Here is a 26,087-nt window from a genome sequence, read left to right as displayed (position 1 = left end):
CCGCCAGGGGAGCGGCCCCGGTCACCTCGATGGGCCGCTCCTCGGCGGGCGTATCACGATGACGCCGTGATCCGCCTCGGCAAAGAGGTCGACAGCGCAGAGTAACGGCTTGTAAGCACCGAGTTCTCTGGTATCGCCTTGATACCAAGGGCGCTCTAGCATGGAGGGTATGGCCATGACGTTGCGTCTCTCCGAGTCCCAGACCGAAGCCCTCCGGCAGCGCGCGGAGAAGGAAGGGCGGAGCATGCAGCAGGTTGCGCTGCACGCCATCGAGGACTACCTGTCGCGAATGGCCGATGACGATCTCACCGACGAGATCGCCGAGCGGGGAGCGAAGCGCTTCGAGGACCTGCTACGGAGGCTCGGCGAGTGACGCGATTCATCTCCCTGGAGCAGGGACTCCGAATCGCCAGGAAGGCCACCGGGGGGCCGATCCAGGTCCGTGATCTGGGCCTGCTGGAAGCGGCGCTGCTCCGTCCGCAGACGTCGATGTTCGGGCGGGACGCCTATCCGGACCTTTTCTCCAAAGCGGCCGCGCTGTTGCACTCGATCGTCGCCAATCATCCGTTCGTCGACGGCAACAAACGAGCGGCCTGGCTCACCATGTATGTCTTCTGCGCCAAGAACGGCGTTGAGATCGACCCGGCGGATGACGACGAGGCCTACGACTTCGTCATCGCCATCGCGTCGGGAAAACTGACCGAGGTCGACGAGATCGCCGAGGTGCTCCGGAGCTTCGCCGTACCTTCGGGGTCATGATCGCGGACCCTAGTGGCCCGCCAGCGCGTCCTGCAGCCGGGGCGTGAGGTCCGCGGTGAAGTCCGCCACGCTCTCGCAGCGGCCCGGCCTGAGCGACCAGCAGGTGAGCAGCGCGTGGACCTCCGAGCGCAGGACCTGGCTGAACCGGTTGTAGTACGGCGAGGGCGGGCGGACCCGGGCCCCGGCCAGGGCGGGCAGGAGGATCTCCGGCGGTGCGACCTCGGAGCGGGGCTCCGCTCCGGCCGCCGGGGGCGCGGAGTCGCCGCAGCGGGCCCGCGCGTAGAGCGCGGAGATCCTCGCCGGGGCGAAGCCGCCGCAACGGTAGAGCATCCGGGCCGCCTCCGGGCCGGTCAGCGCCGCCACCAGCCGTTGCGCCTCAGCCGGCCGGCCGGTGTTCTCCGCCACGGCGAGGTACTGCCCGCCCAGGACGCCCGCCCACGGGAGGGGGGCCGCGGCGAACTCCACCCCTCCCTCCTGCCGCTCTCCGGAGAGGACTTCATAGGCGTAGGGCCAGTGCCGCAGGAAGAGGGCCTGCTTCTCCCGGAAGGCGGTCAGCGACTGCGCCTCGAAGCCGTTGCGCGCGTCCCCGGAGATCACTCCCGCCTGCGCGGAGTCGACGAGCCGCTGGAGGGCGTTCCTGCCCCGCTCGGTGTCGATCACCACCCGGCCCGCGGGATCGACGACCTCTCCGCCGTTGGCCCAGATCGCCTCCAGGAGGTTGACCGTCAGCCCCTCGTAGGAGGCGAACTGCCCGGCGAAGGGGAGGGCGGGCGAGACGAGCCCGGACTTGTGCGCTCCGACGAGGGAGAGCATCTCCGGCCAGCCGGAGGGAGGCCCGGCCAGGAGGTCCGCGCGGTAGTAGAGCAGTCCCACGTCCGTGTTGAGCGGCACGGCGTACTGCGTGCCCTCCCAGGCTCCCGCGGACCAGATCTGGGCGAGGAAGTCGTTGGTCACGCTGTGCGCGGCGGGGTCGATCGGCAGGAGGCGTCCCTCCGCGGCGAACTCCGGGATCCACTGGATGTCGAGGTTGAACACGTCGTAGCGCCCGCTCTCCGCCTGCGCCGCCGAGACCATCTCGCTGCGCTGCTCGTCGGCCACCTCGGAGACCACCACGAAGCACGCCCGCGGGCGGTTCCCGGCGGAGTTCCAGACGGTGTCGAGGACCTGCTCGCGCACGCCGCCCGAGACGTCGGCGCCACTGGCGATGCGCAGCACGCAGCCGTCCCTGGCGCCGTCGGACGGCGCGGGGACCGGCTCGGAGACGCTGCCCGACGGCAGCAGGAGGCAGGCGACGGCGGCCACGGTGACGGCCGCGGTCCGGAGCGGGCGCCTCATCGGGGCCTCCTCAGCTCGTCGAACACCTCGGCCAGCGCCCGGTCGGGATCGCCGCTCGCGTCGTGACAGGACATCAGGCCTTCCTCCCGCAGCGCCGGCAGAGGTCCCTTCGCGCATCCCTGCCCGGCGAAGGAGATCATCACCAGCCGGACGCCGGCGTGTTTCCGCAGGTCGTCAGCTGTCAGGCCGTCGGGATCGCCGCCGTCGGTGAGGACGAGGACGACCCGGCGGTCCGGGCCGCCGCCGACCGCGGCCATCCGGCCGAGCGCGTCGCCGACGAGGGAGCGCATCTCGGGGTCGCGGCGGTGGGGGCGGGTGTCCATGATGGCGTCGATCCGCTCGACGAGGGCCCTCCCCTCGTCGGTGACGGCCGCGGGGCCGCTGCCGTGGCCGTCGCCGGGGAAGAAGGTCTGCACGCCCGTGGTCCGTTCCCCCCGCCTGCTGGTGACGATGAACTGGGCGAGCCTTCCCGCCGCCGTCAGCCGGGTCCCGCCGTCGGCGACCCGGTTGCCCATCGAGCCGGAGGTGTCGATCAGGAGGAGGACGTGCTCGGCGAGCCGGGTCCTGGACTGGTAGAGCGTGCTGATCACGGGAGCCTTCCAGTCCGGCGACACCGGCGCCTCGCCCCTCAGCCATCCGCTGCCGGGCGGCAGGGCGTCGGTGTCCAGCCGGCCCTGGTGATCCCGGAAGCCATGGCGGGGGAGTATCTCCCGCAGCGCGCCGCAGAAGTCGTCCACCGCCTGCTCCGCCGGGCCGGGCCGCTCCCGGTCCGACCAGTGGGCCGGGACGCAGGCGTAGCGGAGGGCGTGCCCGCCCTTCGGGTAGACGGCGGTCAGCGAGGAGGATCCGCCCGGGGTGCCGGCCGCCGAGACCTTCGTCGTCCCCGGCGCGGTGGCGGGGGCGGAGAAGCAGGCATCCGGGGCGCCCGGCGCCGGGGCCGTGCCGGACAGGGCCACATTGATCTCATGGAACTGCTGCTCCGTCATGATCACCGGAGGGGCCGCGGCGGGGTCGGGATGGCGGCACACCACTTCGAGGACGTTGTCGTCCGGCCCCACCTCCTGGGACAGGCCGTCCGCCGAGCGGGCGGCGGCCGTGGCGACCAGGCCGACGTTGGAGGCCAGGGGATAGGTGCGGACCACCTGGCGGGTGCTTGAATTCGGGCGCAGGAGGTAGGCCCAGTCGTGGGCGCCGGGCCTCAGGTCGTCTCCGGCGAGGTCGGCGGCGACGCCGGAGGGGGCGGCGATGACAAGGGGCGACGTGGCGACGATCACCGGATCGCCGAGCCTCAGCCGCGGATCGAGCCGGCCCCGCACGTAGTCGACCTCCTCGGGGGCGTCGGCGAGCCACCCGTCGGGCCTGGCTCCGGGCGGCGGCTTCGGCGCCTGGCCCCCGGAGGGCTCGACGGGGAACGTCCAGTCGCGGAACCGGTCCCGCAACTCTTCGGCGGGGAGCGCGCTGACGTTCACGTTCACGCCTCGGCAGCCCCGCCAGTTGGTGGTGTCCTCCATGAAGACGGAGGCCGCCCGCCGTACGGCCGGGGCCGTCTCGTCCGACACGGCGAATGTGACCTCGACGGGGATCGGGCAGGGCGCCCAGGGCTGGTCCCTGACGAGGTGGAAGCCGATGACGCCGACGATGGTCAGGGCGCCCAGGCAGATGAGGATTTTCGAGAAACGCTTGAGCGGGTTGTAACCGGGTTCTCCGGGAAAGGCGGCGGGGCGGTGCGACCGCAGGAAGCCGTGCAGGCGGTCGGCGAAGATGACCAGTGCCGTCAGCGCGATGAGTCCGCAGGCGAGGGCAATCTTCCACGCCACTGAAACCGGCAGGGCGAACAGTACGAGAATAATGTCGGCAATGGCTAATGGAACGATTATCCGGTCGCTTTTCGTCATCTCTCAACCGCCCCCGTGTAAGGCAGTCTTCATGCCCCCTTCTCTCACCTTACGTCTGACCGCCGACGTTACTGGTGTTATCTGAAGGGAAATAATATTGATCCGGGCTGTATTCCGGATTTCGGATGGAACGCCGCGCCGTATCTCCGCCGGGCGCGACCACGGCACGCCCCCGGAGGCCGGGCGGCGGCCGCGTGTGCAAATTCTCGCCGAGGGCCGGGATCGCACCCGGCAAAGAGAGCCCGCCGGCCCGGGGCGAGCCGGCATCCTCCCGGGAGAGTGCAGGTGGTCGGCCGCCGCGAGGAACGGTGCGGAGCCGGGCGGAGGTGGGAGTGGGCCCACCGATCGCGAGAGGCCGGACCACGACAACGACGTCCTCTGCAAAGGAGTCCCGGACTTGCTCACCGTCGGCGACCGCTTCCCCGAGTACGAGCTCACGGCCTGCGTCTCCCTCGATCCGGGGAAGGCCTTCGAGACGATCGACCACAAGACCTACGAGGGCAGGTGGCGGGTGGTGTTCTTCTATCCGAAGGACTTCACCTTCGTGTGCCCGACGGAGATCGCTGAGTTCGGCAGGCTCAACGGGGAGTTCGCCGACCGCGACGCGCAGGTCCTCGGGGTCTCCGTCGACTCCGAGTTCGTCCACTACGCCTGGCGCAAGGACCACCCGGACCTGCGCGACCTGCCGTTCCCGATGTTGTCGGACATCAAGCGGGAGCTCTCCGCCGAGCTCGGCATCCTCGGCGAGGACGGCGTCGCCCAGCGCGCCACCTTCATCGTCGATCCGAACAACGAGATCCGGTTCGCCATGGTGACCGCCGGTTCGGTCGGGCGGAACGTCGAGGAGGTCCTCCGCGTCCTCGACGCGCTCCAGTCGGAAGGGCTCTGCCCGTGCAACTGGAGCAGGGGCGAGGCCGTCCTCGACGTCGACGAGCTGATGGCCGGCGCCTGACGGAGGTCAGCCGCCCCCGGTGATCGGCCCGCGGATCAGCAGGGCCACGGAGGCGACCTGGGTGAGCGCCGCCGCCAGGAGCGTCGCCGCGAGCGCGGGGAGGTACCAGCCGGGAACGGAGGCGCTCATCTCGAAGGGCATCTGGACCAGGCTGTCGTCCAGCACGATCGGATGATCCTGGTAATCCCGGACGGGTTCGTGCAGGTACACCAGCGCCAGACCGGCCAGGTAGGCCAGGCTGAGCAGCCCGGCCGGCACGGTGACCAGGGCGGGCCGCCGCCGTGCGCCGGGGGGCGTCGCGGGGGATCCGCGCCATGCGGCCCGGGCCCCGGCGGCCAGGGCCGCGAAGGCGAGGGCGGCCGCGCCGAAGAAGAGGGCGATGAGCAGGATCCGCCGGGAGGCGAACGGGCTGAACTGGTGCAGCGCCGCAGGGACCGCGTCGTCGTTGGCCGTCATCTGGACTCCCCGCAGGGCCGTGTGCGTCTGGGCGACGGCGATGAGGATGATCGCGACGATGGCCAGACCGTAGGGAAGCGCGGAGTGAAGCGGCGCGATCGTGGTCCGTAAGCGATTCGGGGGTGCGCCTGCCTTTTCGATCACAGTCGTTGGATGGCCGTATTGCGAGATCGGTTCCCGTTCGGGCGCATCATCCTGATTGTCATTCGCGATGGATATGGCGTGTGCCGTACGGGGAAGGGCCGGGAGGGCTCGCGGCGGCCAAGGCTGCGAAGGCGGGGGCGGCCGGGGTTCAGGCGGGGGTGGTACGGCGGGCGGCGGGCGAGGTGCGGCGGCGGCGCTTGGCGGCCTCGCCGCGCTCCAGCCACCATTCGGCCGCCAGCAGGCTGGTCGTCCAGCCGAGCCAGGTGGCCAGTCCGGAGATGGCCTGCGTGAGCGCGACGTCGCTGCCGCCGAAGGAGGTGTCCAGCTGCGGGATCAGGATGACCGCCGCGATCCCGCCCCAGATCCGGTTCGTGATGATCGACATGGTCAGCGCGAAGCTGCGGATCATCCATCTGCGGTGGTCGACGAAGCGGCGCTGCCGGGCCATGCGGAATCCGGCGACGGTGAAGGCCAGCCAGAGGGCGGCGAGAATGACGTTGCTCACCCGGGCCACCGGGCCGAAGGGGCTGACCGCCCCGATCACCAGCCCCAGCACGCCCGCCGGGAGGACTCCGCCGAGGACGTACACCCGCCCGATGATCCGGTGCGCGACCGGGTGGCGCCGCCGGAACCACGGCCAGACCTGCAGGCCGCAGGCGACCATCGCCACCGTGCCGAACAGGATGTGCGCCACCAGGAGCGGGTAGTACGCCGCGAACCCCTCGACCGGCGGCACCCGCGACAGGCTCGGGTCGAGGGAGAGGTACGGCGGCAGCGAGAAGGCGAGGAACGCCAGCGACACCACCGCCAGGGGTCCCACCCAGGGCCGCCGCCACCAGCGCGGAGACCCGCGGCGACCGGAACCCCGGGCCGCACCCGCACTCTCATCCGTGCCCTCACCCGGCCGATCTGCCGGATCCGCGCCCGGCCGGTCCACCGGGGCCGTGTCCGGCCGGGTCGCAAAGGCCGCCGCGGTGGTCGGTTCCGTCATGTCGAGCTCCTCACGGTGGATGTGATCTCCGTGGGATGGAGCCTCGCCGGGGGCGCTGACGGTTCACGCACCGGTCGCTGACGGCGGTGCCGCCCGCGCCGTACGTGCCGGGAGCGGGTGGCCGGGATCCTCCGCAGGCGCTCGTGTCCGGCCCGAGGGAATTTCTCATGGTTCTCGGGGTGCGGGTAGGGTGCGGGCCGTCGATGCCGATCATGGAGAAGGTATCCGCCGATGCCCCCCGCGCCGACGCCGTCCCGGCGGCAGCCGTACCCGACGTTCTGGTGGCTCCTCGCCATCGGGCTGACCGTCTGGAACCACGCCGTCATGTGGGTTCTCGTCCTCGGGCTCTCCGAGGCGAACTGGTTCTCCGGCTTGATCGGGACGGAGACCGTCGGCTGCTTCTCCGTCGGTCCGTAGGTGGAGGTCCCGGCCGTCACCTGGTGGCGGCCGGGAACGTCGGGGAGAGGTCGTGGGGGCGCGGCACCTCCCGGATCCACCGGGTCACCGTCGACGGACAGGGCCGGGCCGAGCTGGGGGAGCAGGTCGGGAGTGATCTCGAGGGCGTCGTCCGGGACCTGGCCGTCTCGCCGGACGGGCGGGTCGCCTACGCGCGCCTGCTCGCCGGCACCGGCGGCGGGCCCGAGGTGGCCAGGACCGTGGTCGGCGTGCTGGATCCGGCCCGGGAGTGGTCGGCCCCGGGGTACCACGGGTCCTGGGACGGCCGCCAGGACCCGATCGGCCTGCACTGGGCCGACCGCTCGACGCTCGCCTTCCGGGCGAACCGGAATCCGGAGAAGGGGTCCGAGGTCCTCGCCCTCGACGTACGCGGGGGCGGCGACGACCTGCTGGCGGCCGAGAGAGTGCTGGCCATGTCCGCCTACTGGAGCGGGACCGCCGTGGTCACGGCCGACAGCGTGCTCCTGTCGTACTCGGACACCATGAACCGCGTGAACCACGGCGTCCTCGTCTACGACCGCGCGACCGGCGAGCCGCGCGGTCATGCCTACGCGGGCGACTTCAGCGCGTTCACCCTGGACGCCTCGGGACGGTATCTGCTCGTCGGCCGGGGGCGCTGCGGGGAGATCGTCCACCCGCTCGGCGTGGATGTTCAGCGCACTCCCGCCGGGCCGTCGTACGAGCTGGTCAAGGTGGACCTCGACCCGCCCGTCACGCCGGCCCCGACGACCTCCGGATACGACTACCCCGGCGAGCTAACGCGTGAAGTGATCACCGTACGTGCAGCACGAAGAAACCGGCCGGCCTTCGGGCTGACGGCAAGCGCGTCTGCCGGCCCTTCACCACAGAGCCCGCGCCTCGTCGTCCACCGCGCAGAACCCGCCTGCACGTGCCGTCGCCGAGCGTGACGGCACGTCAGTCCGTCTCTTCGCGGACGTCCTTGCCCTGCTCGGCGAAACGCTTGAAGTCCTGCATGTGCTGTAGCGACTGCTTGCGGAAGGCGCCGGGCATCAGGAGCCCCACCAGCCGCATCAGCAGGCCGCCGAACCGGTATTCGTTCTCGCTCACCCAGAGCGTCGTCTCCGGGCCGGCTTCGGTCAGCCGTTCGCGCCCGGCGCTCCACATGCCCCCGCCGACGATCTCGCGGTCGAAGTGGACGACGCTTTCTTTCGGGATCCCGTGCAGGTCTGCCGGTTCCCGGCGGGTGATGGTCTCGATGCCCTCCATCTTCTGCCGCCCCGTCTGCATCACGACCCGCGACTTGGTGCCGACCTGCCCGTGCACCCCGCTCAGCGGCTCGTGCAGAACCAGGCCCCGCAGCCACTTCGGCAGGTGCGCCGGGTCGGCGAGCAGCTGGACCACCCTCTCCCGGGGCAGGGCGATCTCGATCGAGACGGTGTACTTCATGGGGTACCGCTCTTTTCCCCGTAGGTGTGGGACGACTCGCTGCAGTCCCTGCTCGTCGTGAGCGCCGAGGAGGCCGGCCAGTCCACCGCGGCAGGAGTGTCAGGTCGGGTCGGGTACGTAGAACTTGGTGGTGGCCTCGACCGCGGCCGCGACGTGCTCCGGTTCGCCACCGGCGGCCAGGTGGGCCCGGCCCCAGGCCGCGGCGCTACGGCGGCCGAATTCCCGTCCTTCGGGCGACTTCTCGAACTCCTCGTGATCGATGGTCTCGCTGCCGGCCAGGAGCCGCCCCAGGGCGAGGAGGGTCAGGTCCCAGCCGACGCCTCCGGCGCCGGGGCCGTAGGTCGGGAACAAGGGCTCCCCGACGACCGCTGCGTGGATCAGCTCGAACTCGGTGCCGCCGGCCGGGCCCGCGGTCAGGCGGACTTCCACCTCGCTGGTGCCGGGCCAGGCGTCGGCGTCCGGTCCGTAGAGCCAGGACACCTTCAGCAGGCGCGGCGGCTCACACCGGAGGATCTCGCCGTGCTCACCGCCGTCCAACGCGAACTTTCCGCCGAGCCGAAGGTCCCCGGTGACCGGCTTGAACCAGCGCTGCAGCCGCTCGGGACTGGTGACGGCGTCCCAGACGTCATCGATCTCCGCGTCGTATCGACGTCGCAGCTCGATGGTGTACGCCTCGCCGGCGGGCACGCTGCCGGTGCCCATCGCCCGGCGCACGGCAGCCAGCTCGTCGAGAACATCTTTCATGTCATGTCCCTTTCGGCGGCGCATCGGTCTTGCCCGTGTCGGAGCCGGGCCCGGCAGGTCGGATGGGTTCCCCACCGGCCGGGTGGCGTGCACGCCTGCCCCGGGCCGGCTCGGTTCCCAGGGCGTCGAGGCGTTGTTCCCAGAACCGGCGAAACCGGTCCAGCCACGCGTCGACCTCGCTCAGCGGCTCGGGCCCGACAGCGTAGACTATACCGGCCTTCGCTTATATAAACCATCGCTGATTCTTAGCGTCGTGCATGAAGCGGCGTCGTGCATGAAGCGGCGTCGTGCATGAAGCGGCGCCGTACATGAAAATGCCCGGGACCGGGGGCGATTCCGGTCCCGGGCGGGGGATGGCCGGTGGGGACGAGCGTTCGGGCGGTGTCAGACGACCGGACCGGCCGGGGCGGCCTCCACGGTCTTCGGCGTCTCCGAGGTCTCGGCGGCCTGCGGGGCGTGGGAGGAGCGCAGCGGGATCTCCTTCAGGAACAGGGCGGCGACCGCGCCCAGGATCGCGATCGGGACGCCGACCAGGAAGACGGTCTGGATGGCCCGGGTGAAGGCCTCCAGGACCACGTCCAGCACCGGGGCGGGAAGGTGCCGGATCGCCTCGGGGGAGCCGAGGCCGGGGGTCGCGCCGCCGGTGGGCGGCAGGTTCGCGGCCCTGGCCAGGGAGACCAGCTCGGAGCTGAGCCGGTTGCTGAGGATGGCGCCGAAGGCGGCCACGCCGACCGCGCCGCCCAGGGAGCGGAAGAACGTGACGCCCGAGGTGGTGACGGCCAGGTCGGTGCGGGGTGAGGCGTTCTGCGCGGCCAGGACGAGCATCTGCATGGCGGCGCCGAGGCCGATGCCGAGCACCGTGATGTCCAGGCCGATCGCGACCAGCGAGCTGTCGACGTGCAGCTGGGAGAGCAGGTAGAGGCCGACCGCGACCAGAACCATGCCCGCGATCGGGTAGGCCTTCCAGCGGCCGGTCCTGCTGACCAGTCTGCCGACCACGATGGAGGAGACGAGCAGGCCGAAGACCAGGGGCAGGGTCATCAGGCCGGAGCCGGAGGGGCTCATGCCCTTGACGATCTGCAGGTACTGCGGGAGGAACATCATCGCGCCGAACATCGCGACGCCGACGAGCAGCGAGGAGAGGCTGGAGAGCACGAAGGTGCCGTTGCCGAACAGGCGGGGCGGCAGGATCGGGTCGGCGGCCCGGCGCTCGGCGACCACGGCCAGGCCGAACATCACCAGGCTGAGCGCGCCCAGGCCGTAGGTCCAGGAGGAGTTCCAGTCGAACTGCTGGCCGCCCAGGGAGAGCAGCAGCATGAGGGCGGTGGTGCCGCCGGTGATGAAGGTGGCGCCCCACCAGTCGACCTTGGCCTCGCGGCGGACGAAGGGCAGCTTGAGCACCTTCTGGATGACGACGAACGCGACCAGGGCCAGCGGCACGCAGATCCAGAACGTCCAGCGCCAGGAGAGGTTGTCGACGATGAAGCCGCCGAGCAGCGGCCCGGTCACGGTGGAGACGCCGAAGACCGCGCCCATGTAACCGCCGTAGCGGCCGCGCTCGCGGGGCTCGACGACGTCGCCGAGGATGATCTGCGGCAGCGCGGCGAGCCCGCCGGCGCCGATGCCCTGCACGGCCCGTGCGGCGATGAGCTGGCCCATGTCCTGGGCGAACCCGGCCGCGACCGAGGAGACCACGAAGACCACCAGCGAGGTCTGGAACATGAGCTTGCGGCCGTAGAGGTCGGAGAGCTTGCCCCAGAGCGGGGTGGAGGCGGTCATGGTGAGCAGGGTCGCGCTGGCCACCCAGGCGAGCTGTTCCTGGCCGCCGAGCGAACCGACGATCGTCGGCAGCGCGGTGCCCACCACGGACGTCGAGATCATCGACGTGAGCATGGCGAGCATGAGCCCGACCATGATCTCCATCACCTGCTTGTGCGTGAAGCGCGGCGTCGCCTCGACCCCGGCTTCGGCCCCGGCTCCGATCCGGGCCTCGGCCTTCTGTCCGGTCACCATGGACCATCCCCCAATACATGTACGATGCATACAAGTTAGTAGACGCGTGTTTACTTCGTCAAACCTGGAAGGATCGGGCGAATGGAAGGGGTACGGCGCCGCGACCGGGAAGGCACCCGGCAGCGCATTCTCGACGCCGCGCGAGGTCTGTTCGCCGAGCTCGGATACGACCATGTGACGATGCGCCTGATCGCCGCCGAGGCGGGCGCCAACATCGCGCTGATCAACCGCTACTTCGGCAGCAAGCGGGAGCTGTTCGCCGAGGTGCTCGCCATGCAGGGGCGCTTCCCCGGCGTGCTGGACGGCCCCCGGGAGGAGCTGCCCCGGCGCCTGGCCGAGTACGTCGCCGAGCGGTTCCGCTCCGACTGGGCCAGTCCGGTGATGACGGCGCTGAACCGGTCGTCGGCCAGCCCGGAGATCCACGGCATCATCAGGGACCGGGTCAATTCGGCGATCATGGAGCCGCTCGCCGCGCTGTTGCCCGGAGAGGACGCCCAGCTGCGGGCGGCGGTGGCCACCGCGCTCATCACCGGGACGGGGACGCTCCGCCAGCTCTTCACCCCCGAGGAGCTGGGCTCGCCCTCCCATGACGCCGTGGTGGCGCGGCTGACCCGGATCTTCGAGGTGTGCCTGGAGGTCTAGCCCCTCCGGTCGCCCCGCCGCCAGGCGCCGGGCGGCGGGCGGTCATCCGGTCCCGGCCGCCCGGAGCTTTCCCGCCGGACGGCGCGAGCCCGGCGATGGCGATCAGGCGACGGCGATCAGGCGATGGTGATCCGGCAGGCCGAGCCGGGCCCGCCGGACACACCGGGCACGTGGTCGACCTGGAGCGTGGTGTGGTCGATGTGGAAGCGTTCGTGCAGCAGCTCGGCCACCTCCCGGCGGATGCGGTGGCAGTCGCCGCCGGGCTTGACGACCACGTGCGCGGACAGCGCGGGGAACCCGCTCGTCACGGTCCACACGTGCAGGTCCTCGACGGCGGTGACCTCGGGGTGGCCGGTGATCGCGGTGCCTATCTCGAGGGGTTCCAGTCCGGCGGGCGCCGCCTCGAACAGGATGCGCCCGGCGTCGCGCAGCAGGCCGTACGCCGCCTTGGCCATCAGGGCCGCCACGACGAGGGCGGCGATCGCGTCGGCCCGGCCCCAGCCGGTGAGCCAGACGACCGCGCCGGCGACCGCGGTGGCGATGAAGGCGTACATGTCGTTGAGGATGTGCTGGAACGCGCCCTCGACGTTGAGGCTGCTCCGGTCGGCCCTGGCGATGAGCCAGGCGGCGCCCGCGTTGACGGCGATCCCGGCGAGCGCCGTGCCGAAGACGAGCACGCCCTCCACCTCCGGAGGCTCGACGAGCCGCCGGACCCCCTCGTAGACGAAGTAGACCACCAGGAGCACGAAGGTCAGGCCGTTGATCGCGGCCGACAGGATCTCGGCGCGCTTGTAGCCGAAGGTGTAGGCGCCCCGGGCGGGACGGGCCGCCATGCTCATCGCGATCAGCGCCAGCACGATGGAGGCGGCGTCGGTGAGCATGTGGCCCGCGTCGGAGATCAATGCGATGGAGTTGGCGATGATCCCGACGACGACCTCCGCCGCCATGAAGACGACCAGCAGGGCGAGCGCCCCCGCGAGGTAGCGGCGGTCGGCCCGCGCGGGGTGACCGGAGCCGTGACTCCCCAGGTGACTCCCGCCGAGCCCCGCGCCGTGCCCGTGGCCGTGTCCGTGTCCCATCACAAGATCCATTCTGCAACACTTGAACAGTTGCTCAGATGTTAAGCAAGGCTAGCCTAACGTGACAAGATCTAGGAGTTCCCATCCCGGGTGGCGCGAGACGGGAAAGATACTAAATTTCGGCGTAAAACCTGCCGAGGGGTTGTGCGGTCCAGAGCTGTGACCGGCTGATCGATCCTCTTATGTTGAGGTGTCTTGCCGTCGCGGGAGATGACCACATGTCCTTTGTGCAACGGGTGCGCGCACAGGCCGAGAGGCACGGGCACAAGCTGTCCTACACCTTCGTGGAAGACCGCAGGGGGGAGCTCGCCGAGCGGCGCCTGACCTTCGCCGAGGTCGACGACCGGGCCAGGTCGACGGCCGCGTGGCTGGCCGGGCGGCGGATGGAGGACCAGACGGCGCTGCTGCTCCACCCCGCCGGGCTGGAGTTCCTGACGGCCTTCCTCGGCTGCCTGTACGCCCGGACCGTCGCGGTGCCCTCCCCGCTCCCGCAGACCGATCCCCGCGCCCTGGAACGTGCCGAGGGGATCATCAAGGACGCCGACGTGCGGCTGGTGCTGACCGACGCGGCCAACCGCGACATGCTCGCCGCCTGGCTGCGCGAGGTCGGCCTCGACGGCACGGTCGAGTGCGTGGCGACCGACGCCCTCGATCTGCCGGACCCCGGCGCGTGGACCGAGCCGGAGATCGGGCCGGACACCCTCGCCTACATGCAGTACACCTCCGGCTCCACCAGCGAGCCGCGCGGCGTCATGCTCACCCACGCCAACCTGCTCCACAACGAGAACGAGATCTGGCGGGCCATCGGCTCTCCCGAGGAGGGCGTCGGGGTCGGCTGGCTGCCGCACTACCACGACATGGGCCTCATCGGCATGCTGCTCCAGCCGATCTACGCCGGCGGCGACCTGTACTTCGCCTCGCCGATCTCCTTCGTCATGCGCCCGGCGCTCTGGCTGGAGATGATCAGCCGCTACCGGGCGGGCTACATCGTCGCGCCCAACTTCGCCTACGAGTGGTGCGCCGCCCGGGTCACCGACGCCCAGATCGCCGGGCTCGACCTGTCGAGCCTGAAGTTCGCGCTCAACGGGGCCGAGCCGATCCGCCCCAGCACGCTGCGGACCATGGTCCGCCGCTTCGGGCCCGCCGGCTTCAGCGAGAAGGCCTGGGCCCCGGCGTACGGCATGGCCGAGGCGACCCTGGTGATCACCGCCACCCCGCTGGGGCAGGGACCGCTGGTCCGCCGCTTCGACGCCGAGGCGCTGGAGCGGCACGAGGCGGTCCCGGTCGTCCCGGCCGACGGCGGGGCGGGGGGCGGCGTCGAGCTGGTGGGCTGCGGCAGGCCGATCACCATGACCGTGGAGATCGTCGATCCCGACAGCCGCGAGCCGCTCGGCGAGGGACGGGTCGGCGAGATCTGGGTGCGCGGCGGGAGCGTCGCCCGCGGCTACTGGCAGCGTGAGGAGGCCACCCGCGACGCCTTCGCGGGCCGTACGGCCGGCGGCGACGGGCCGTACCTGCGCACCGGCGACCTCGGCTTCCTGCTGGACGGCGAGCTCTACGTCACCGGCCGGATCAAGGACGTCGTCATCGTCAACGGGCGCAACCTCTACCCGCAGGACCTGGAGGAGGCCGCCCGGGAGGTGCACCCGGCGCTGGGCGCCGCCGCGGCCTTCGGCGTCGAGGCGTCCGGGGAGCACGTGGTGGTGGTGCAGGAGGTCAGGGAGCAGCGCCTGGGGGGCACCTCCGCCGCCGACCTCGCGCGCACGGTCCAGGGTGAGCTGGCCCGCGCGTTCGGGGTGCCGTCCATGAGCACGGTGCTGGTCGATCGCGGCGGGGTGGGCAAGACCACCAGCGGCAAGATCCAGCGTTCCCGCACCCGCGAGCTGATGGTGTCCGGACTGCTCCCGATCGTCCACGCGGAACTCACCCCCGGGCTCGCCGCGGGACTCACCGCAGGATCCGCCGTCGGGGCGGCGGCCGTAGACGAGGGAGGCTGACATGTCCGCCGACGCCGGGATCGCCGTCGACCTGAACACCATCCGCGACTGGCTGCGGGCCCAGGTGGGCTCCTACGTCATGCGCGCGCCGGAGGAGATCGACCCGCTGGTCCCGGTCGCCCAGTACGGCATGGACTCGGTCTACTCGCTCAGCCTCTGCGGTGACATCGAGGCCGAGTACGGGCTGGAGATCGAGCCCACCCTGGCCTGGGAGCACCCGACTGTCGAGGCCATGGCCGATCACATCCGGGGGAGGCTGAGCACCGCCTGATGTCCGGTCGGCCGCCGTCGGGTCCGCGGCCCGGCCGCCGGGTGTCCGGCGTGGTGCCCGGGCTGCTGCCACGCCGCCCGGATTCCCCGCCGCCACCCGGGCCCTCGTCCGGGCCCTCGTCCACGCCGCCCTCCGGTCGTCCCTGGTCCGGCCGGAGGATCGCCGACCTGCTGTGCGGGCGCCGTACCAAGTGGCTGGTGCTGGTCGTCTGGCTGGGCGTCATCGCCGTCGCCGGGTCCTTCGCCGGGCGGCTGGAGTCGGTGCAGAAGGACGACATCGCCGCCTACCTGCCCGGCAGCGCCGACTCCGCGCAGGCGGTCAAGCGCATCCTCGGCATGCAGGGCGAGAACCTCTCCCCGGCGACGATCGTCTACGAGCGGCGGGGCGGCATCACCCGCGCCGACGAGGACGAGATCGACCGGGACATGAAGGCGTTCGCCGGGATCGACGGGGTGGTCGCCGAACTGCCCGCGCCGACCGGGGGCAAGACCTTCGACCGCGAGGACCTGGACCGGGAGCTGGAGCCGTACCGCGACGCCGAGGGGAGGCTGCCCGACGAGCTCCGGGCGGTCGAGGAGAAGCTGCAGATCCCCAAGCTGACCAAGACCATCAAGCTGCTCGTCGCGCAGCGGTCCAAGGACGGCGAGGCCGTCCAGGTCGTGGTCATCGTCAAGGACCACGGCGGGCGCGAGACGGCCCGGGTCATCGACCGGGTGCGGAAGGTCCTCGACGACGGGCGCCCGGCCGGGCTGGCCGCGCACGTCACCGGCATGGTCGGCTTCCAGGCCGACGCGCTGGCGGTCTTCTCCACCGTGGACACCGACCTGCTGCTGGCCGCGATGGGCGTGGCGGTGGTGGTGCTGCTGATCACCTATCGCAGCGTCGTCCTGTGGCTGTTCCCGCTGGGCATCGTGGGGATCGGGCTGTCGCTGGCGATGGGGGTCAACTACGGACTGGCCGCGGCCGGGGTGATCACGGTCAGCAGCGTGGCGGTCTCCCTGCTCATGGTCCTGGTGGTCGGCGCGGGCACCGACTACGCGCTGCTGCTCGTGGCCCGCTACCGGGAGGAACTGCGCCGACACGAGGACCGGCACGAGGCCATGGCGATCGCGCTGCGCCGGGCCGGGCCCGCGGTGGTGGCCAGCGCGGCGACCGTGGTGGCCGGGCTGCTCTGCCTGGTGGTGGCCGAGCTCAACTCGACCAAGGGGCTGGGACCGGTCTCGGCGGTCGGCGTGACGAGCGCGATGCTCGCGATGATGACGCTGCTCCCCGCGGTCATGGTGATCTTCGGGCGGTGGGTGTTCTGGCCGATGATCCCGCGCTACGACCCGCATGCGGCCGAGCCCGCCGCGACCGCCGGGCATACCGTGACCGCCGGGCACATCGCGACCGCGCGGCACGCCGGGGACGCGGGGCCGGAGGCCGGGAGCGGGGTGTGGGGAAACCTGGGCCGCCGGATCGCGAGGAATCCCCGGCTGGTGTGGATCGTCACCTTCGCCGCGCTGGCGGCGTGCGCGACCGGGCTGGTCGCCTACCGGGAGGGCGGGCTGGACAACGCCGACGTGTTCCTCGGCAGGCCGGACTCGGTCGTCGGGCAGGAGGTCGCCGCCCGGCACTTCCCGGCCGCGACCTCCGATCCGGTCCAGGTCGTCACGACCGAGCAGTACGTCAAGGACGTGATCGTGGACACCGCGCGGCGGCCCGAGGTCACCGCGATCTCCCTGGGCGCCGCGGGCAACGGCGACATCCTGCTCAACGTGACCGTGCGCTCGGGCGACGGCGAGGAGTCCGAGCGGCAGGAGGTGATGGCCCTGCGCGACCGGCTGCGCGCCGTGGCCGCCCCCGACGTGAACGTGGGCGGGAACGTCGCGCTCATCGCCGACCTGGAGCGGGGCGCGGAGCGGGACCGCGAGGTGATCATCCCGCTGGTGCTGCTGGTGGTCTTCGCGGTGCTGGCCCTGTTGCTGCGCTCGCTGATCGCGCCGCTGCTGCTGCTGCTGACCGTGGTGGTGTCGTTCCTGGCCACGCTGGGGATCAGCGCGCTGGCCTTCACCCACCTGTTCGGCTTCGCCGGGGTGGACCAGGGGTTCGTCCTGCTGGTCTTCGTGTTCCTGGTGGCGCTCGGCGTGGACTACAACATCTTCCTGATGCACCGGGTGCGCGAGGAGGCCCACCGGCACAGTACGGCGCGCGCCGCGGTCCTCGGCCTGGAGGCGACCGGCGGGGTGATCACCTCGGCCGGGGTCGTGCTGGCGGGGACCTTCGCGGTGCTGGTGGTGCTCCCGCTCTCCCAGACCGTGCAGATCGCCTTCGCGGTGGCCGTGGGCGTGCTCCTCGACACGATGATCGTCCGCTCGGTTCTGGTCACCGCGCTGACCCTGGACGTCGGCGACGCCATCTGGTGGCCCGGCCGGCTGGCCCGGGGCTTCCGCTGGTGGCGCGGCGGCACCCCCCTCGCCAGGTTCCGGGCCTCACGGGTGCGGCCGCAGGTGATGCTCAAGGCGCCCCGGCGGCTCGTCCGTCCGCGCGTCATGCTCAGATCCGGCCCCGCGACCTTGGGGAAACGCGAAAAAAGGGAGGGGGAATTTAGCGGCAAGTGACAATCGCGATTATTGCGAGGTAGATCACACCTGTGATTTACTTTCGAGTAACAAATAGGGAGCAGGGGTGTCGCACACAATGCGCTTGTACCCCTGTGAAGTGCTGATACGCACGCATCCGGCTTCTCGACGGTCCAGATGGAAAGCGTGGCGATGGTGCATATCGTGAATTCATTTCTGCCATTGTCCGCAGCGCAGAGTGGAATTTGGCGTGCCCAGCGGCTGACGCCCGGGGACCCGATTCACATCGCCCAGTACATCGAGATATCGGGACCGGTGGACCCGGAGGTCTTCGCCGCCGCGGTCCGGCGGGCGGCGCGCGAGGCCGAGGCCGTCCACCTGCGGATCGTCGAGGACGGGCCCGCTCCGGGACCGGGTGACGGGAGCGGCGCGGGACCTCGTGCCGGAGGGACAGCCGACGGGCGTGCTGCGGGGGCCGCGGGACCGGGGGAGTGGCAGGTCGTCGAGGAACGGGAGCTGGAGTGCCCCTTCCTCGACCTGGGGGACGAGCGGACCGCCCTGGACTGGATGCGGGCCGAGCTGGGGTCGCCCTTCTCCGCGGAGAGACTGATCGCCACCGCGCTGCTGCGCGTCGCCGACGACCGCTACTTCTGGTACCTGCGATGCCACCACGTGATCATGGACGGGTACAGCGGGCCGATGATCGCCCAGCGCCTGGCGGAGGTCTACACCGCGCTGGCCGAAGGGCGCGACCCGGAGCCGGGGAACCTCGGCTCGCTGGCGACCCTGCTGGAGGAGGACGCCGCCTACCGCGCCTCCGCCCGCCACCAGGCCGACCGCCGCCACTGGCTGGCCGTGCTCGACGACCTGCCCGCCGTGCCGACCCTGTCCTCCGGTACGGCGCCGTCCGGTACGGCCGCCACCTCGCGTTTCCACCGCCGGAGCACGACGATGCGGCACGAGGACGCCGCCGCGCTCACCGAGGCGGCGCTCTCGCACGGCACGTCCGTCCCGGGACTGGTGATCGCCGCCATCGCGGCCTTCGTCGCGCGGCTCGGCGGCGCCCGGGAGGTCGTCCTGGGCCTGGCGGTCACCGCCCGGACCACGCCGGCCGCCCGCCGTACCCCGGGGATGCTCTCCAACGTGCTCCCGCTGCGCCTGGCCGTACCGCCGGAGACGACACTCGGCGAGCTGGTCGCGCAGGTCACCCGGGAGGTCGGGCGGTTGCTGGCGCACCAGCGCTACCGCTACGAGGACCTCCGCCGCGAGGTGCGCGGGCGGCTGTTCGGGCCGGTGGTCAACATCATGCGGTTCGACTACGACCTGAAGTTCGCCGGGCACGCCGCCACCGCGCACGCGCTGGCCACCGGCCCGGTCGAGGACCTGTCGATCAACCTCTACGACGGCTCCGACGGCCGCGGCGTGCGCGTCGACTTCGACGGCCACCCCGAGTTGTACGGCGAGGCCGAGCTGGCCGACCACCACGACCGCTTCCTGCGCTTCCTCGCCCAGATCGCCCAGGCCGGCCCCGGCCGCCGCGTCGGCTCGATCGAACTGCTCGACGACGCCGAGCGCACGCTCCTGGCCGAGTGGGGCTCCGCCCCGCGCGACGTGCCGCCCGGCACGGCCGTGGACCTGTTCGAGGAGCAGGTGCGGCGTGCCCCCGAGGCCGTCGCGGTCGTCGCCGGGGGCACCGGGACGACCGGAACGACCGGAACGACCGAGATCACCTACGCGGAGCTGAACGCCCGCGCCAACCGGCTGGCGCACCGCCTGATCGCCCTGGGCGCGGGCCCGGGCCGCTACGTCGGCCTCTCGGTCCCGCGCTCGCCCGACATGGTCGTGGCGTTCCTGGCCATCCTGAAGTCCGGCGCGGCCTACCTCCCGCTCGACCCGGAGCACCCGGCCGAGCGCCTGGCGGTGATGCTCGCCGACGCCGCCCCGCCGATCACGGTGACCGGCGGCGGGACCACCGCCGCGATCGCGGCGATCCGCCCGGACGGCATGGAGATCGTCGACCTGGACGAGTGGAACGGCGGCCGTGGCGACAGCGGCCACGGCGACGGCGAGTACGGCGATCGTGGCGACGGCGACTACGGCGACTACGGAGGGAGCGGTGACGGCTCGCCCGGGACGGGGACGGCCGGGGAGCCGCGCGACACCGACCCGCGGGTCCCGATCCTGCCCGGCCACCCCGCCTACGTCGTCTACACCTCCGGCTCCACCGGCCGCCCCAAGGGCGTGGTGGTCACCCACGCGGGCCTGCCCGCCTACGCGCGGACCGAGATCGACCGGTACGCGGTCACCCCGGACGCGCGGGTCCTGCAGTTCGCCTCGATCGGGTTCGACGGGGCGGTGCTGGAGTGGCTGATGGCCTTCGCCGGGGGCGCGGCGCTGGTGCTCGCGCCCACCGGGGTGTACGGCGGCGAGCCGCTCGGCCGGTTCCTCGCCGAGGCGCGGATCACGCACGCGTTCGTCACGCCCGCCGCGCTGGCCACCGTACCGGAGAGGCCGCTGCCCGACCTGCGCGCGCTGCTGGTCGGCGGCGAGGCCTGCCGCCCGGAGCTGGTCCGGCGCTGGGCCGCGGGACGCCGGATGATCAATGTGTACGGGCCGACCGAGACCACCGTGGTCGTCACCACCAGCGACCCGCTGACCTCGCCCGACGACATCCCGATCGGCCGTCCCGTCTACGACGCCCGGCTGCACGTCCTGGACGCCGGCCTGCGCCCGGTCCCGCTCGGCGGGACCGGCGAACTCTACGTCGCCGGTCCCGCCGTGGCCCGGGGATACCTGAACCGGCCCGGCCTGACCGCGGAGCGGTTCGTCGCCGACCCGTTCACCCCCGGCGGGCGCATGTACCGCACCGGCGACCTGGTCCGGTGGCGCGCCGACGGCCAGCTCCACTACCTGGACCGGGCCGACCGGCAGGTCAAGATCCGGGGCTTCCGGATCGAGCTGGGCGAGATCGAGGCGGTGCTCGCCTCCCACCCGGAGGTCGAGCAGGCCGTCGTCCTGGCCCGCGACGACCGGCCGGGGGACCGGCGGCTGGTCGCCTACGTCGTGAGCGCCGCGGGCGCCGCGGGTGCCGCGAGGTCTGCGGAAGCCGCAGGGGGTGCGGGCACGGTGAGTTCCGCGGGCCCCGCGAGGTCCGCGGGCACGCTCTCCCCGGACGCGCTGCGCGCCTTCGCCCGGCGGTCGCTGCCGGAGTACATGGTGCCGGGCGCGGTCGTCGTGCTCGACGCCCTCCCGCTGAACGCCAACGGCAAGATCGACCGGCGGGCCCTGCCCGCACCGGACCGCGAGAGCGGGGGCCGGGAGCCGGAGAGCGAACGGGAGCGGCTGCTGTGCGGACTGTTCGCCGAGGTCCTCGGCCTGGACCGGGTCGGCGCCGACGACGGCTTCTTCGACCTGGGCGGCGACAGCATCGTCGCGATCCAGCTCGTCGCCAGGGCCCGCGAGGCGGGGCTTCGCATCACCCCCAAGCAGGTGTTCCAGGACCAGACGCCCGAGGCGCTGGCCCTCGCCGCCGAGGAGACCGGCGAAAGCCCCGGCGCGGCGGACGGCGGCGACGCGGTGGGGCCGGTGGGACCGGTCCCGGCGACCCCGATCATCGCGTGGCTGGCGGAGGCGGGCGGGCCGGTCGCGGGCTTCTGCCAGAGCGTGACGCTCCGGGTCCCGCCGGGTCTCGGCCTCGGCCACCTGACATCCGGGCTGCAGGCCGTACTGGACCACCACGACGCCCTGCGCCTGCGGACGACGCCCGGCGGACTGGAGATCATGCCGCGGGGAGCGGTCCGGGCGGAGGACTGCGTACGGCGGGTCGGGGTCGGCGGCGAGGCCGCGGTCGCAGGCGAGATCCCGGTCGTGGATCCGGCCGAGGTCGCAGGCGCTTCGGCGGAGACGTCGTCCGGAGCGGGATCCCCCGGGAGAAGTCCTGGGGACGAGGAGCCCGGGGCGGAGCCGTTCCCGGCGGGGACCTCCGGTGAGCCGTCCGACGAGAGGCTGGCCGAGGCGGTCGAGGAGCACTCCGCCCTGGCCCAGGCGGAGCTCGACCCGGCGAGCGGGGCGACGGTCCGGGTCGTCTGGCTGGACGCCGGCCCCGGCCGCTCCGGCCGCCTTCTGCTCGTCCTCCACCACCTGGTGGTCGACGGCGTCTCCTGGCGCATCCTCCTGCCCGACCTGTTCGCGGCCTGGTCCGCCGCGACGGAGGGCCGCCCCGCCTCCCTCGCCCCGGTGACCACCTCCTTCCGCGCCTGGGCCCACCGCCTCCACGCCGAGGCGCAGGCCAGAACAGCCGAGCTCGCCACCTGGACCGCCCTCCTCGCCGACCCCCCGCCCACCCTCGCCCCGGCTCGGATCACCCCTCCCCCCACGCCACCGGGTACGGGTGCCGCCGCTTCGCCGGGTACGGGGGCCGGTGCCGTTCTTCCCGTGCCGGGCGGCGATGGGATCCCGAGCGGGAGCGAGGGCGCCGTACCTCGACGGTGGGGAACGTGGGGGCAGCGGGGCGAGCTGGTCGTGGAGCTCGCGGGCGAGGTCACGGGGCCGCTGCTGAGCAGGGTGCCCGCCGCGTTCCACGGGCGGGCCGACGACGTGCTGCTCGCCGGGCTCGCGGCGGCGGTCGCGCGGTGGGGCGGACGGCGTGACGTGCTCGTCGATCTGGAGGGACACGGCAGGCAGGAGGATCTGTTCCCCGGCGCGGACCTGTCAAGGAGCGTCGGCTGGTTCACCAGCATGCATCCCGCCAGGATCGACGCGGGCGAGCTCGAATGGGCCGATCTCGCCGGCGGCGGCCCCGCGGCCGGGCACGCGGTCAAGCGGGTCAAGGAACAGCTGCGCGCCCTGCCCGGCCCGCTCGGCTACGGCCTGCTGCGCTACCTCAACCCGGACACCGCCCCCGCGCTCGCCGCGCTCCCCCAGCCGGAGATCGGCTTCAACTACCTGGGCCGCGTCACCGCCTCGGGCGGGGACTGGGAACCGGTCGACGGCGGCCTGTCCGGCGGTCAGGACGCCGCCGCCCCGCTCCGGCACGCAATCCAGATCGACGCCGTCGTCCTGGGCGACACCCTCCGCGCCACCTGGACCTGGGCCGGGACCGCCTACTCCGAGGAGGAGATCGTCGCCCTGGCCACCGCCTGGTGCGAGGCGCTCACCGGGATCTCCCGGCACTCCGGAGGCGGCCTGACCCCCTCCGACGTGCTCGCCCCGCTGACCCAGCGCGAGCTCGACGGCCTGACGGTCCCGGAGGGCGCCGGAGCGCTCAGCGGCCCGGGTGTCCAGACGGGTTCCGGCCCTGGTGTCCCGACGGGTTCCGGCCCGGATCTCCAGGACGTCTGGCCGCTCGCCCCGCTCCAGCGCGGCCTGTACTTCCACTCCCTGCTCGACGTGGACGTCTACACCGCCCAGCTCACCCTCGACCTGGCCGGTCCCCTCGACACCGCCCGGCTCCGGCAGGCGGCCGAGCGGCTGGTCCGCAGGCACCCCGTCCTGCGTGCCTCCTTCCGCCGGCTCGACGACCCCGTCCAGCTCATCCACCGCCGGGTCGAAGTCCCCTGGCGGGAGGTCTCCGGTCGGGACCCGGAGACGGTGGCCGCCGAGGAGCGGGCCCGCCGTTTCGACCTGGCCCGGCCGCCGCTGCTCCGGTTCGTTCTCGTACGGCTCGCGCCGGACGCGCACCGGCTGATCCTGACCAACCACCACATCCTGCTCGACGGCTGGTCCACCCCGCTCCTGGCGGCCGAGCTGCTCACCCTCTACGCGGAGGGCGAGGCGGCGCCCGCACCGCCGTACGAGAACTACCTGGCCTGGCTCGACCGGCAGGACCGTACGGCGGCGCGGGAGGCGTGGGACCGGGCCCTCGACGGACTGGACGAGCCCACCCTCCTCGCCCCGCACGCGCCCGCCGAGCCCACCGCCCCCGCCCGCGTCACCGCCGAGCTCGACGCCGCGCTGACCACGGCCCTGGGCACGCTGGCCCGGGACTGCTCCACCACGCTGAACACGGTCGTGCAGGCCGCCTTCGGGCTGCTGCTCGCCCAGCTCACCGGCCGCGACGACGTCGTCTTCGGCGCCACCGTCTCCGGACGCCCGGCCGAGCTGCCGGGCGCCGAGCGGATGGTGGGCCTGCTCATCAACACGGTTCCGGTCCGGGTCCGGCTCCAGCCCGGTGAACCGGTCGGCGATCTGCTGCGCAGGCTCCGCGACGAGCAGGCCGAGCTGCTGCCCCACCACCACCTCGGCCTGACCGAGATCCGGCGCGGCGGCCTGTTCGACACGTTGCTGGTGATGGAGAACTACCCCGTCGACCCGCGCACCGCGATCGGCGACCTCCGGCTGACCGCGGCCGACGTGGCCGACGCCACCCACTACCCGGTCACGCTGCTGATGATCCCGGGGGAGCGGCTCCGGTTCCGCCTGCAGTACCGGCCCGACGTGTTCGCCGAGGCGGAGGCCGCACGTCTGCTGGACCGGCTGCGGCGCCTGCTCGCCGCGCTGACCGCGGAGGACCCGGAAGGACCAGGCGGGGGGCCGGCCTCCGACAGGATCGTCGCGGCGCTCGACGCCCTGCCCGCCGCCGAACGGGACCTGGTCCTGCGCCGGTGGAACGAGACGGCGGCCCCCGTACCGGCCGTGACGCTGACGGACCTGTTCGAGGCGCAGGCCGCCCGCACGCCGGACGCGACGGCGCTGGTGTTCGAGGGCACGGAACTGAGCTACGCGGAGCTGAACGCCAGGGCCAACCGGCTGGCCCGGATGCTGGCCGAGCGGGGCGCCGGACCCGAGCGGATCGTGGGCCTGATGCTGCCCCGCTCGCTGGACCTGCTCGTCGCGATGTACGCCGTGATCAAGGCGGGCGCGGCCTACCTGCCGCTCGACCCCGGTCTCCCGCAGGGGCGGATCGACGCGATGCTCGCCGACGCCCGCCCGGTCCTGGTGATCGACCCCCTCTGGATGGCCACCGCCGACCCGGCCGGATACTCGCCGGAGAATCCGCACGTACGGCCCGCGCCGGACAACCCCGCCTACGTGATCTACACCTCGGGCTCGACCGGACGGCCCAAGGGCGTCGTCGTCTCCCACCGCGCGATCGTCAACCGGCTGCTCTGGACCCAGGCGGAGTACGGCCTGCGCTCCGGCGACCGGGTCCTGCAGAAGACCCCGGCCGGGTTCGACGTCTCGGTCTGGGAGTTCTTCTGGCCCCTCCAGGCAGGCGCCACCCTGGTCATCGCCCGGCCCGACGGCCACCGCGACCCGGTCTACCTCGCCGGGCTCATCCGGGACGAGGCCGTGACCACCGTGCACTTCGTCCCGTCCATGCTCGCCGTCTTCCTGGCGGAGCTGGGAGAGGCGGCGGAGAACCCGGAGCCGGGACCGCTGCGCCGCGTCCTGTGCAGCGGCGAGGCCCTCCCGCTGGACCTCGCCGAGCAGGCGGCCGCCCGGCTGGGCGTGCCGGTGCACAACCTCTACGGCCCCACCGAGGCCGCGGTGGACGTCACCTTCTGGGAGCACCGTCCCGAGCCGGGCGCCGTCTCCGTCCCGATCGGCCGGCCCGTGTGGAACACGCGGGTGTACGTGCTGGACGCGTGGTTGCGGCCGGTGCCGGCGGGGGTGGCCGGGGAGCTGTATCTGGCCGGTCCGCAGCTGGCGCGGGGGTATCTGGGGCGGCCGGGGTTGTCGGCGGAGCGGTTCGTGGCCTGTCCGTTCGGGGAGCCGGGTGGGCGGATGTATCGGACCGGGGACCTGGTGCGCTGGCGTGAGGACGGAGTGCTGGACTACCTCGGCCGGGCCGACTTCCAGGTGAAGATCCGGGGGTTCCGGATCGAGCCGGGGGAGATCGAGGCGGTGATCGCGCGGCATCCGGGGGTGTCGGCGGTGGCGGTGATCGCGCGGGAGGACCGGCCGGGGGACCGGCGGCTGGTGGCCTATGCGACCGGCGCCGATCTGGAGGCCGGAGAGCTGCGGAGGTTCGCCGGGGAGAGGCTGCCGGAGTACATGGTGCCGTCGGCCGTAGTGGTCCTGGACGAGTTGCCGCTCTCGCCCAACGGAAAACTGAACAGGACCGCCCTGCCCGCCCCAGGCGTCCAGGCGTCCGGGCGGGGGCCCCGTACCCCGGTCGAGGAGATCCTGTGCGGGATCTTCTGTGAGGTGCTGGGGCTGGAGACGGTCGGAGTCGAGGACTCGTTCTTCGAGCTGGGCGGGGATTCACTGCTGGCGACGCGGTTGGTGAGCCGGGTGCGTTCGGGGCTGGGGGTCGAGCTGCCGGTACGGGTGGTGTTCGAGTCTCCGTCGGTGGCGGGGTTGGCTGGGTGGCTGGCCGAGGGCGTCGGGGCGGGGGCGCGGCGTCCGGGATTGGTGCGGGCATCGGTGCGGCCGGAGCGGGTG

General features: G+C 72.5%; 18 protein-coding genes. 10 read left to right on the top strand and 8 right to left on the bottom strand.

Annotated elements, in window-relative coordinates:
- Window positions 1-175 precede the first annotated feature (175 nt).
- Together Plo01_RS38230 and Plo01_RS38225 are read left to right on the top strand one after the other, a co-directional pair.
- Window positions 176-373: a ribbon-helix-helix protein, CopG family gene (locus tag Plo01_RS38230; protein ID WP_203895691.1), complete on the top strand. Its 198-nt coding sequence runs from the start codon at window positions 176-178 to the stop codon at window positions 371-373.
- Window positions 370-759, top strand: a complete 390-nt coding sequence (locus Plo01_RS38225; RefSeq protein WP_203895690.1) for a type II toxin-antitoxin system death-on-curing family toxin — start codon at window positions 370-372, stop codon at window positions 757-759. Before Plo01_RS38230 ends, Plo01_RS38225 begins: the two co-directional genes overlap by 4 nt.
- Window positions 760-768: 9 nt before the next feature.
- On the opposite strand, the gene Plo01_RS38220 is transcribed toward Plo01_RS38225, so the two are convergent.
- The gene (locus tag Plo01_RS38220; protein ID WP_203895689.1) at window positions 769-2,094 is read right to left on the bottom strand and encodes an extracellular solute-binding protein; all 1,326 of its coding nucleotides are present in this window, start codon (window positions 2,092-2,094) and stop codon (window positions 769-771) included.
- Window positions 2,091-3,911 (bottom strand): substrate-binding domain-containing protein, encoded by a 1,821-nt coding sequence (locus Plo01_RS38215; protein WP_203895688.1) that lies wholly within the window; start codon window positions 3,909-3,911, stop codon window positions 2,091-2,093. Before Plo01_RS38215 ends, Plo01_RS38220 begins: the two co-directional genes overlap by 4 nt.
- A gap of 475 nt (window positions 3,912-4,386) precedes the next feature.
- On the opposite strand from Plo01_RS38215, the gene Plo01_RS38210 reads away from it, so the two are divergent.
- The gene (locus Plo01_RS38210; RefSeq protein WP_203895687.1) at window positions 4,387-4,941 is read left to right on the top strand and encodes a peroxiredoxin; all 555 of its coding nucleotides are present in this window, start codon (window positions 4,387-4,389) and stop codon (window positions 4,939-4,941) included.
- Between the two features lie 6 nt (window positions 4,942-4,947).
- Here Plo01_RS38210 and Plo01_RS38205 read toward each other — a convergent pair whose 3' ends face one another.
- Both Plo01_RS38205 and Plo01_RS38200 read right to left on the bottom strand, forming a co-directional pair.
- On the bottom strand, window positions 4,948-5,541 hold the full coding sequence (locus Plo01_RS38205; RefSeq protein ID WP_203895686.1) for a hypothetical protein: 594 nt from the start codon (window positions 5,539-5,541) through the stop codon (window positions 4,948-4,950).
- 148 nt (window positions 5,542-5,689) lie between these two features.
- Window positions 5,690-6,532, bottom strand: a complete 843-nt coding sequence (locus Plo01_RS38200) for a DUF2306 domain-containing protein (protein ID WP_203895685.1) — start codon at window positions 6,530-6,532, stop codon at window positions 5,690-5,692.
- Between the two features lie 231 nt (window positions 6,533-6,763).
- On the opposite strand from Plo01_RS38200, the gene Plo01_RS38195 reads away from it, so the two are divergent.
- On the top strand, window positions 6,764-6,949 hold the full coding sequence (locus tag Plo01_RS38195) for a hypothetical protein (protein ID WP_203895684.1): 186 nt from the start codon (window positions 6,764-6,766) through the stop codon (window positions 6,947-6,949).
- Between the two features lie 23 nt (window positions 6,950-6,972).
- Complete coding sequence (locus Plo01_RS38190) at window positions 6,973-7,896, top strand: hypothetical protein (RefSeq protein WP_203895683.1); 924 nt, start codon at window positions 6,973-6,975, stop codon at window positions 7,894-7,896.
- Between the two features lie 7 nt (window positions 7,897-7,903).
- Here Plo01_RS38190 and Plo01_RS38185 read toward each other — a convergent pair whose 3' ends face one another.
- The 3 genes from Plo01_RS38185 to Plo01_RS38175 form a co-directional block, all read right to left on the bottom strand.
- A complete protein-coding gene (locus Plo01_RS38185) occupies window positions 7,904-8,395 on the bottom strand; it encodes an SRPBCC family protein (protein WP_203895682.1) in 492 nt (163 codons plus the stop codon).
- A gap of 99 nt (window positions 8,396-8,494) precedes the next feature.
- Window positions 8,495-9,139 carry an SRPBCC domain-containing protein gene (locus Plo01_RS38180; RefSeq protein ID WP_203895681.1) on the bottom strand — a complete coding sequence of 215 codons (645 nt, stop codon included), beginning with the start codon at window positions 9,137-9,139 and terminating at the stop codon, window positions 8,495-8,497.
- A 384-nt stretch (window positions 9,140-9,523) separates the two neighbouring features.
- On the bottom strand, window positions 9,524-11,152 hold the full coding sequence (locus tag Plo01_RS38175) for an MDR family MFS transporter (protein WP_203895680.1): 1,629 nt from the start codon (window positions 11,150-11,152) through the stop codon (window positions 9,524-9,526).
- A gap of 81 nt (window positions 11,153-11,233) precedes the next feature.
- Here Plo01_RS38175 and Plo01_RS38170 point away from each other — a divergent pair, with 81 nt between their 5' ends.
- On the top strand, window positions 11,234-11,794 hold the full coding sequence (locus Plo01_RS38170) for a TetR/AcrR family transcriptional regulator (protein ID WP_203895679.1): 561 nt from the start codon (window positions 11,234-11,236) through the stop codon (window positions 11,792-11,794).
- Between the two features lie 116 nt (window positions 11,795-11,910).
- Here the strand turns inward: Plo01_RS38170 and Plo01_RS38165 are convergent, their stop codons facing one another.
- Window positions 11,911-12,873 carry a cation diffusion facilitator family transporter gene (locus Plo01_RS38165; protein ID WP_203895678.1) on the bottom strand — a complete coding sequence of 321 codons (963 nt, stop codon included), beginning with the start codon at window positions 12,871-12,873 and terminating at the stop codon, window positions 11,911-11,913.
- Window positions 12,874-13,091: 218 nt separating this feature from the next.
- Between Plo01_RS38165 and Plo01_RS38160 the strand changes: the two genes are divergently transcribed.
- The 4 genes from Plo01_RS38160 to Plo01_RS38145 form a co-directional block, all read left to right on the top strand.
- Window positions 13,092-14,870, top strand: coding sequence for a fatty acyl-AMP ligase (locus Plo01_RS38160; protein ID WP_203895677.1), 1,779 nt, complete (start codon window positions 13,092-13,094; stop codon window positions 14,868-14,870).
- Between the two features lies 1 nt (window position 14,871).
- Complete coding sequence (locus tag Plo01_RS38155) at window positions 14,872-15,141, top strand: acyl carrier protein (RefSeq protein ID WP_203895676.1); 270 nt, start codon at window positions 14,872-14,874, stop codon at window positions 15,139-15,141.
- Window positions 15,142-15,191: 50 nt separating this feature from the next.
- Window positions 15,192-17,741, top strand: coding sequence for an MMPL family transporter (locus tag Plo01_RS38150; protein ID WP_203895675.1), 2,550 nt, complete (start codon window positions 15,192-15,194; stop codon window positions 17,739-17,741).
- 183 nt (window positions 17,742-17,924) lie between these two features.
- Window positions 17,925-26,087, top strand: an 8,163-nt coding sequence (locus Plo01_RS38145) for a non-ribosomal peptide synthetase (RefSeq protein ID WP_203895674.1), incomplete at its 3' end; no start/stop codon positions are given.

The organism is Planobispora longispora (genome assembly GCF_016863135.1).
Classification (GTDB): Bacteria; Actinomycetota; Actinomycetes; order Streptosporangiales; family Streptosporangiaceae; genus Planobispora; species Planobispora longispora.
Note: the sequence above shows the minus strand (reverse complement) of the source record. Positions and strands in the feature narration are given on the sequence as shown.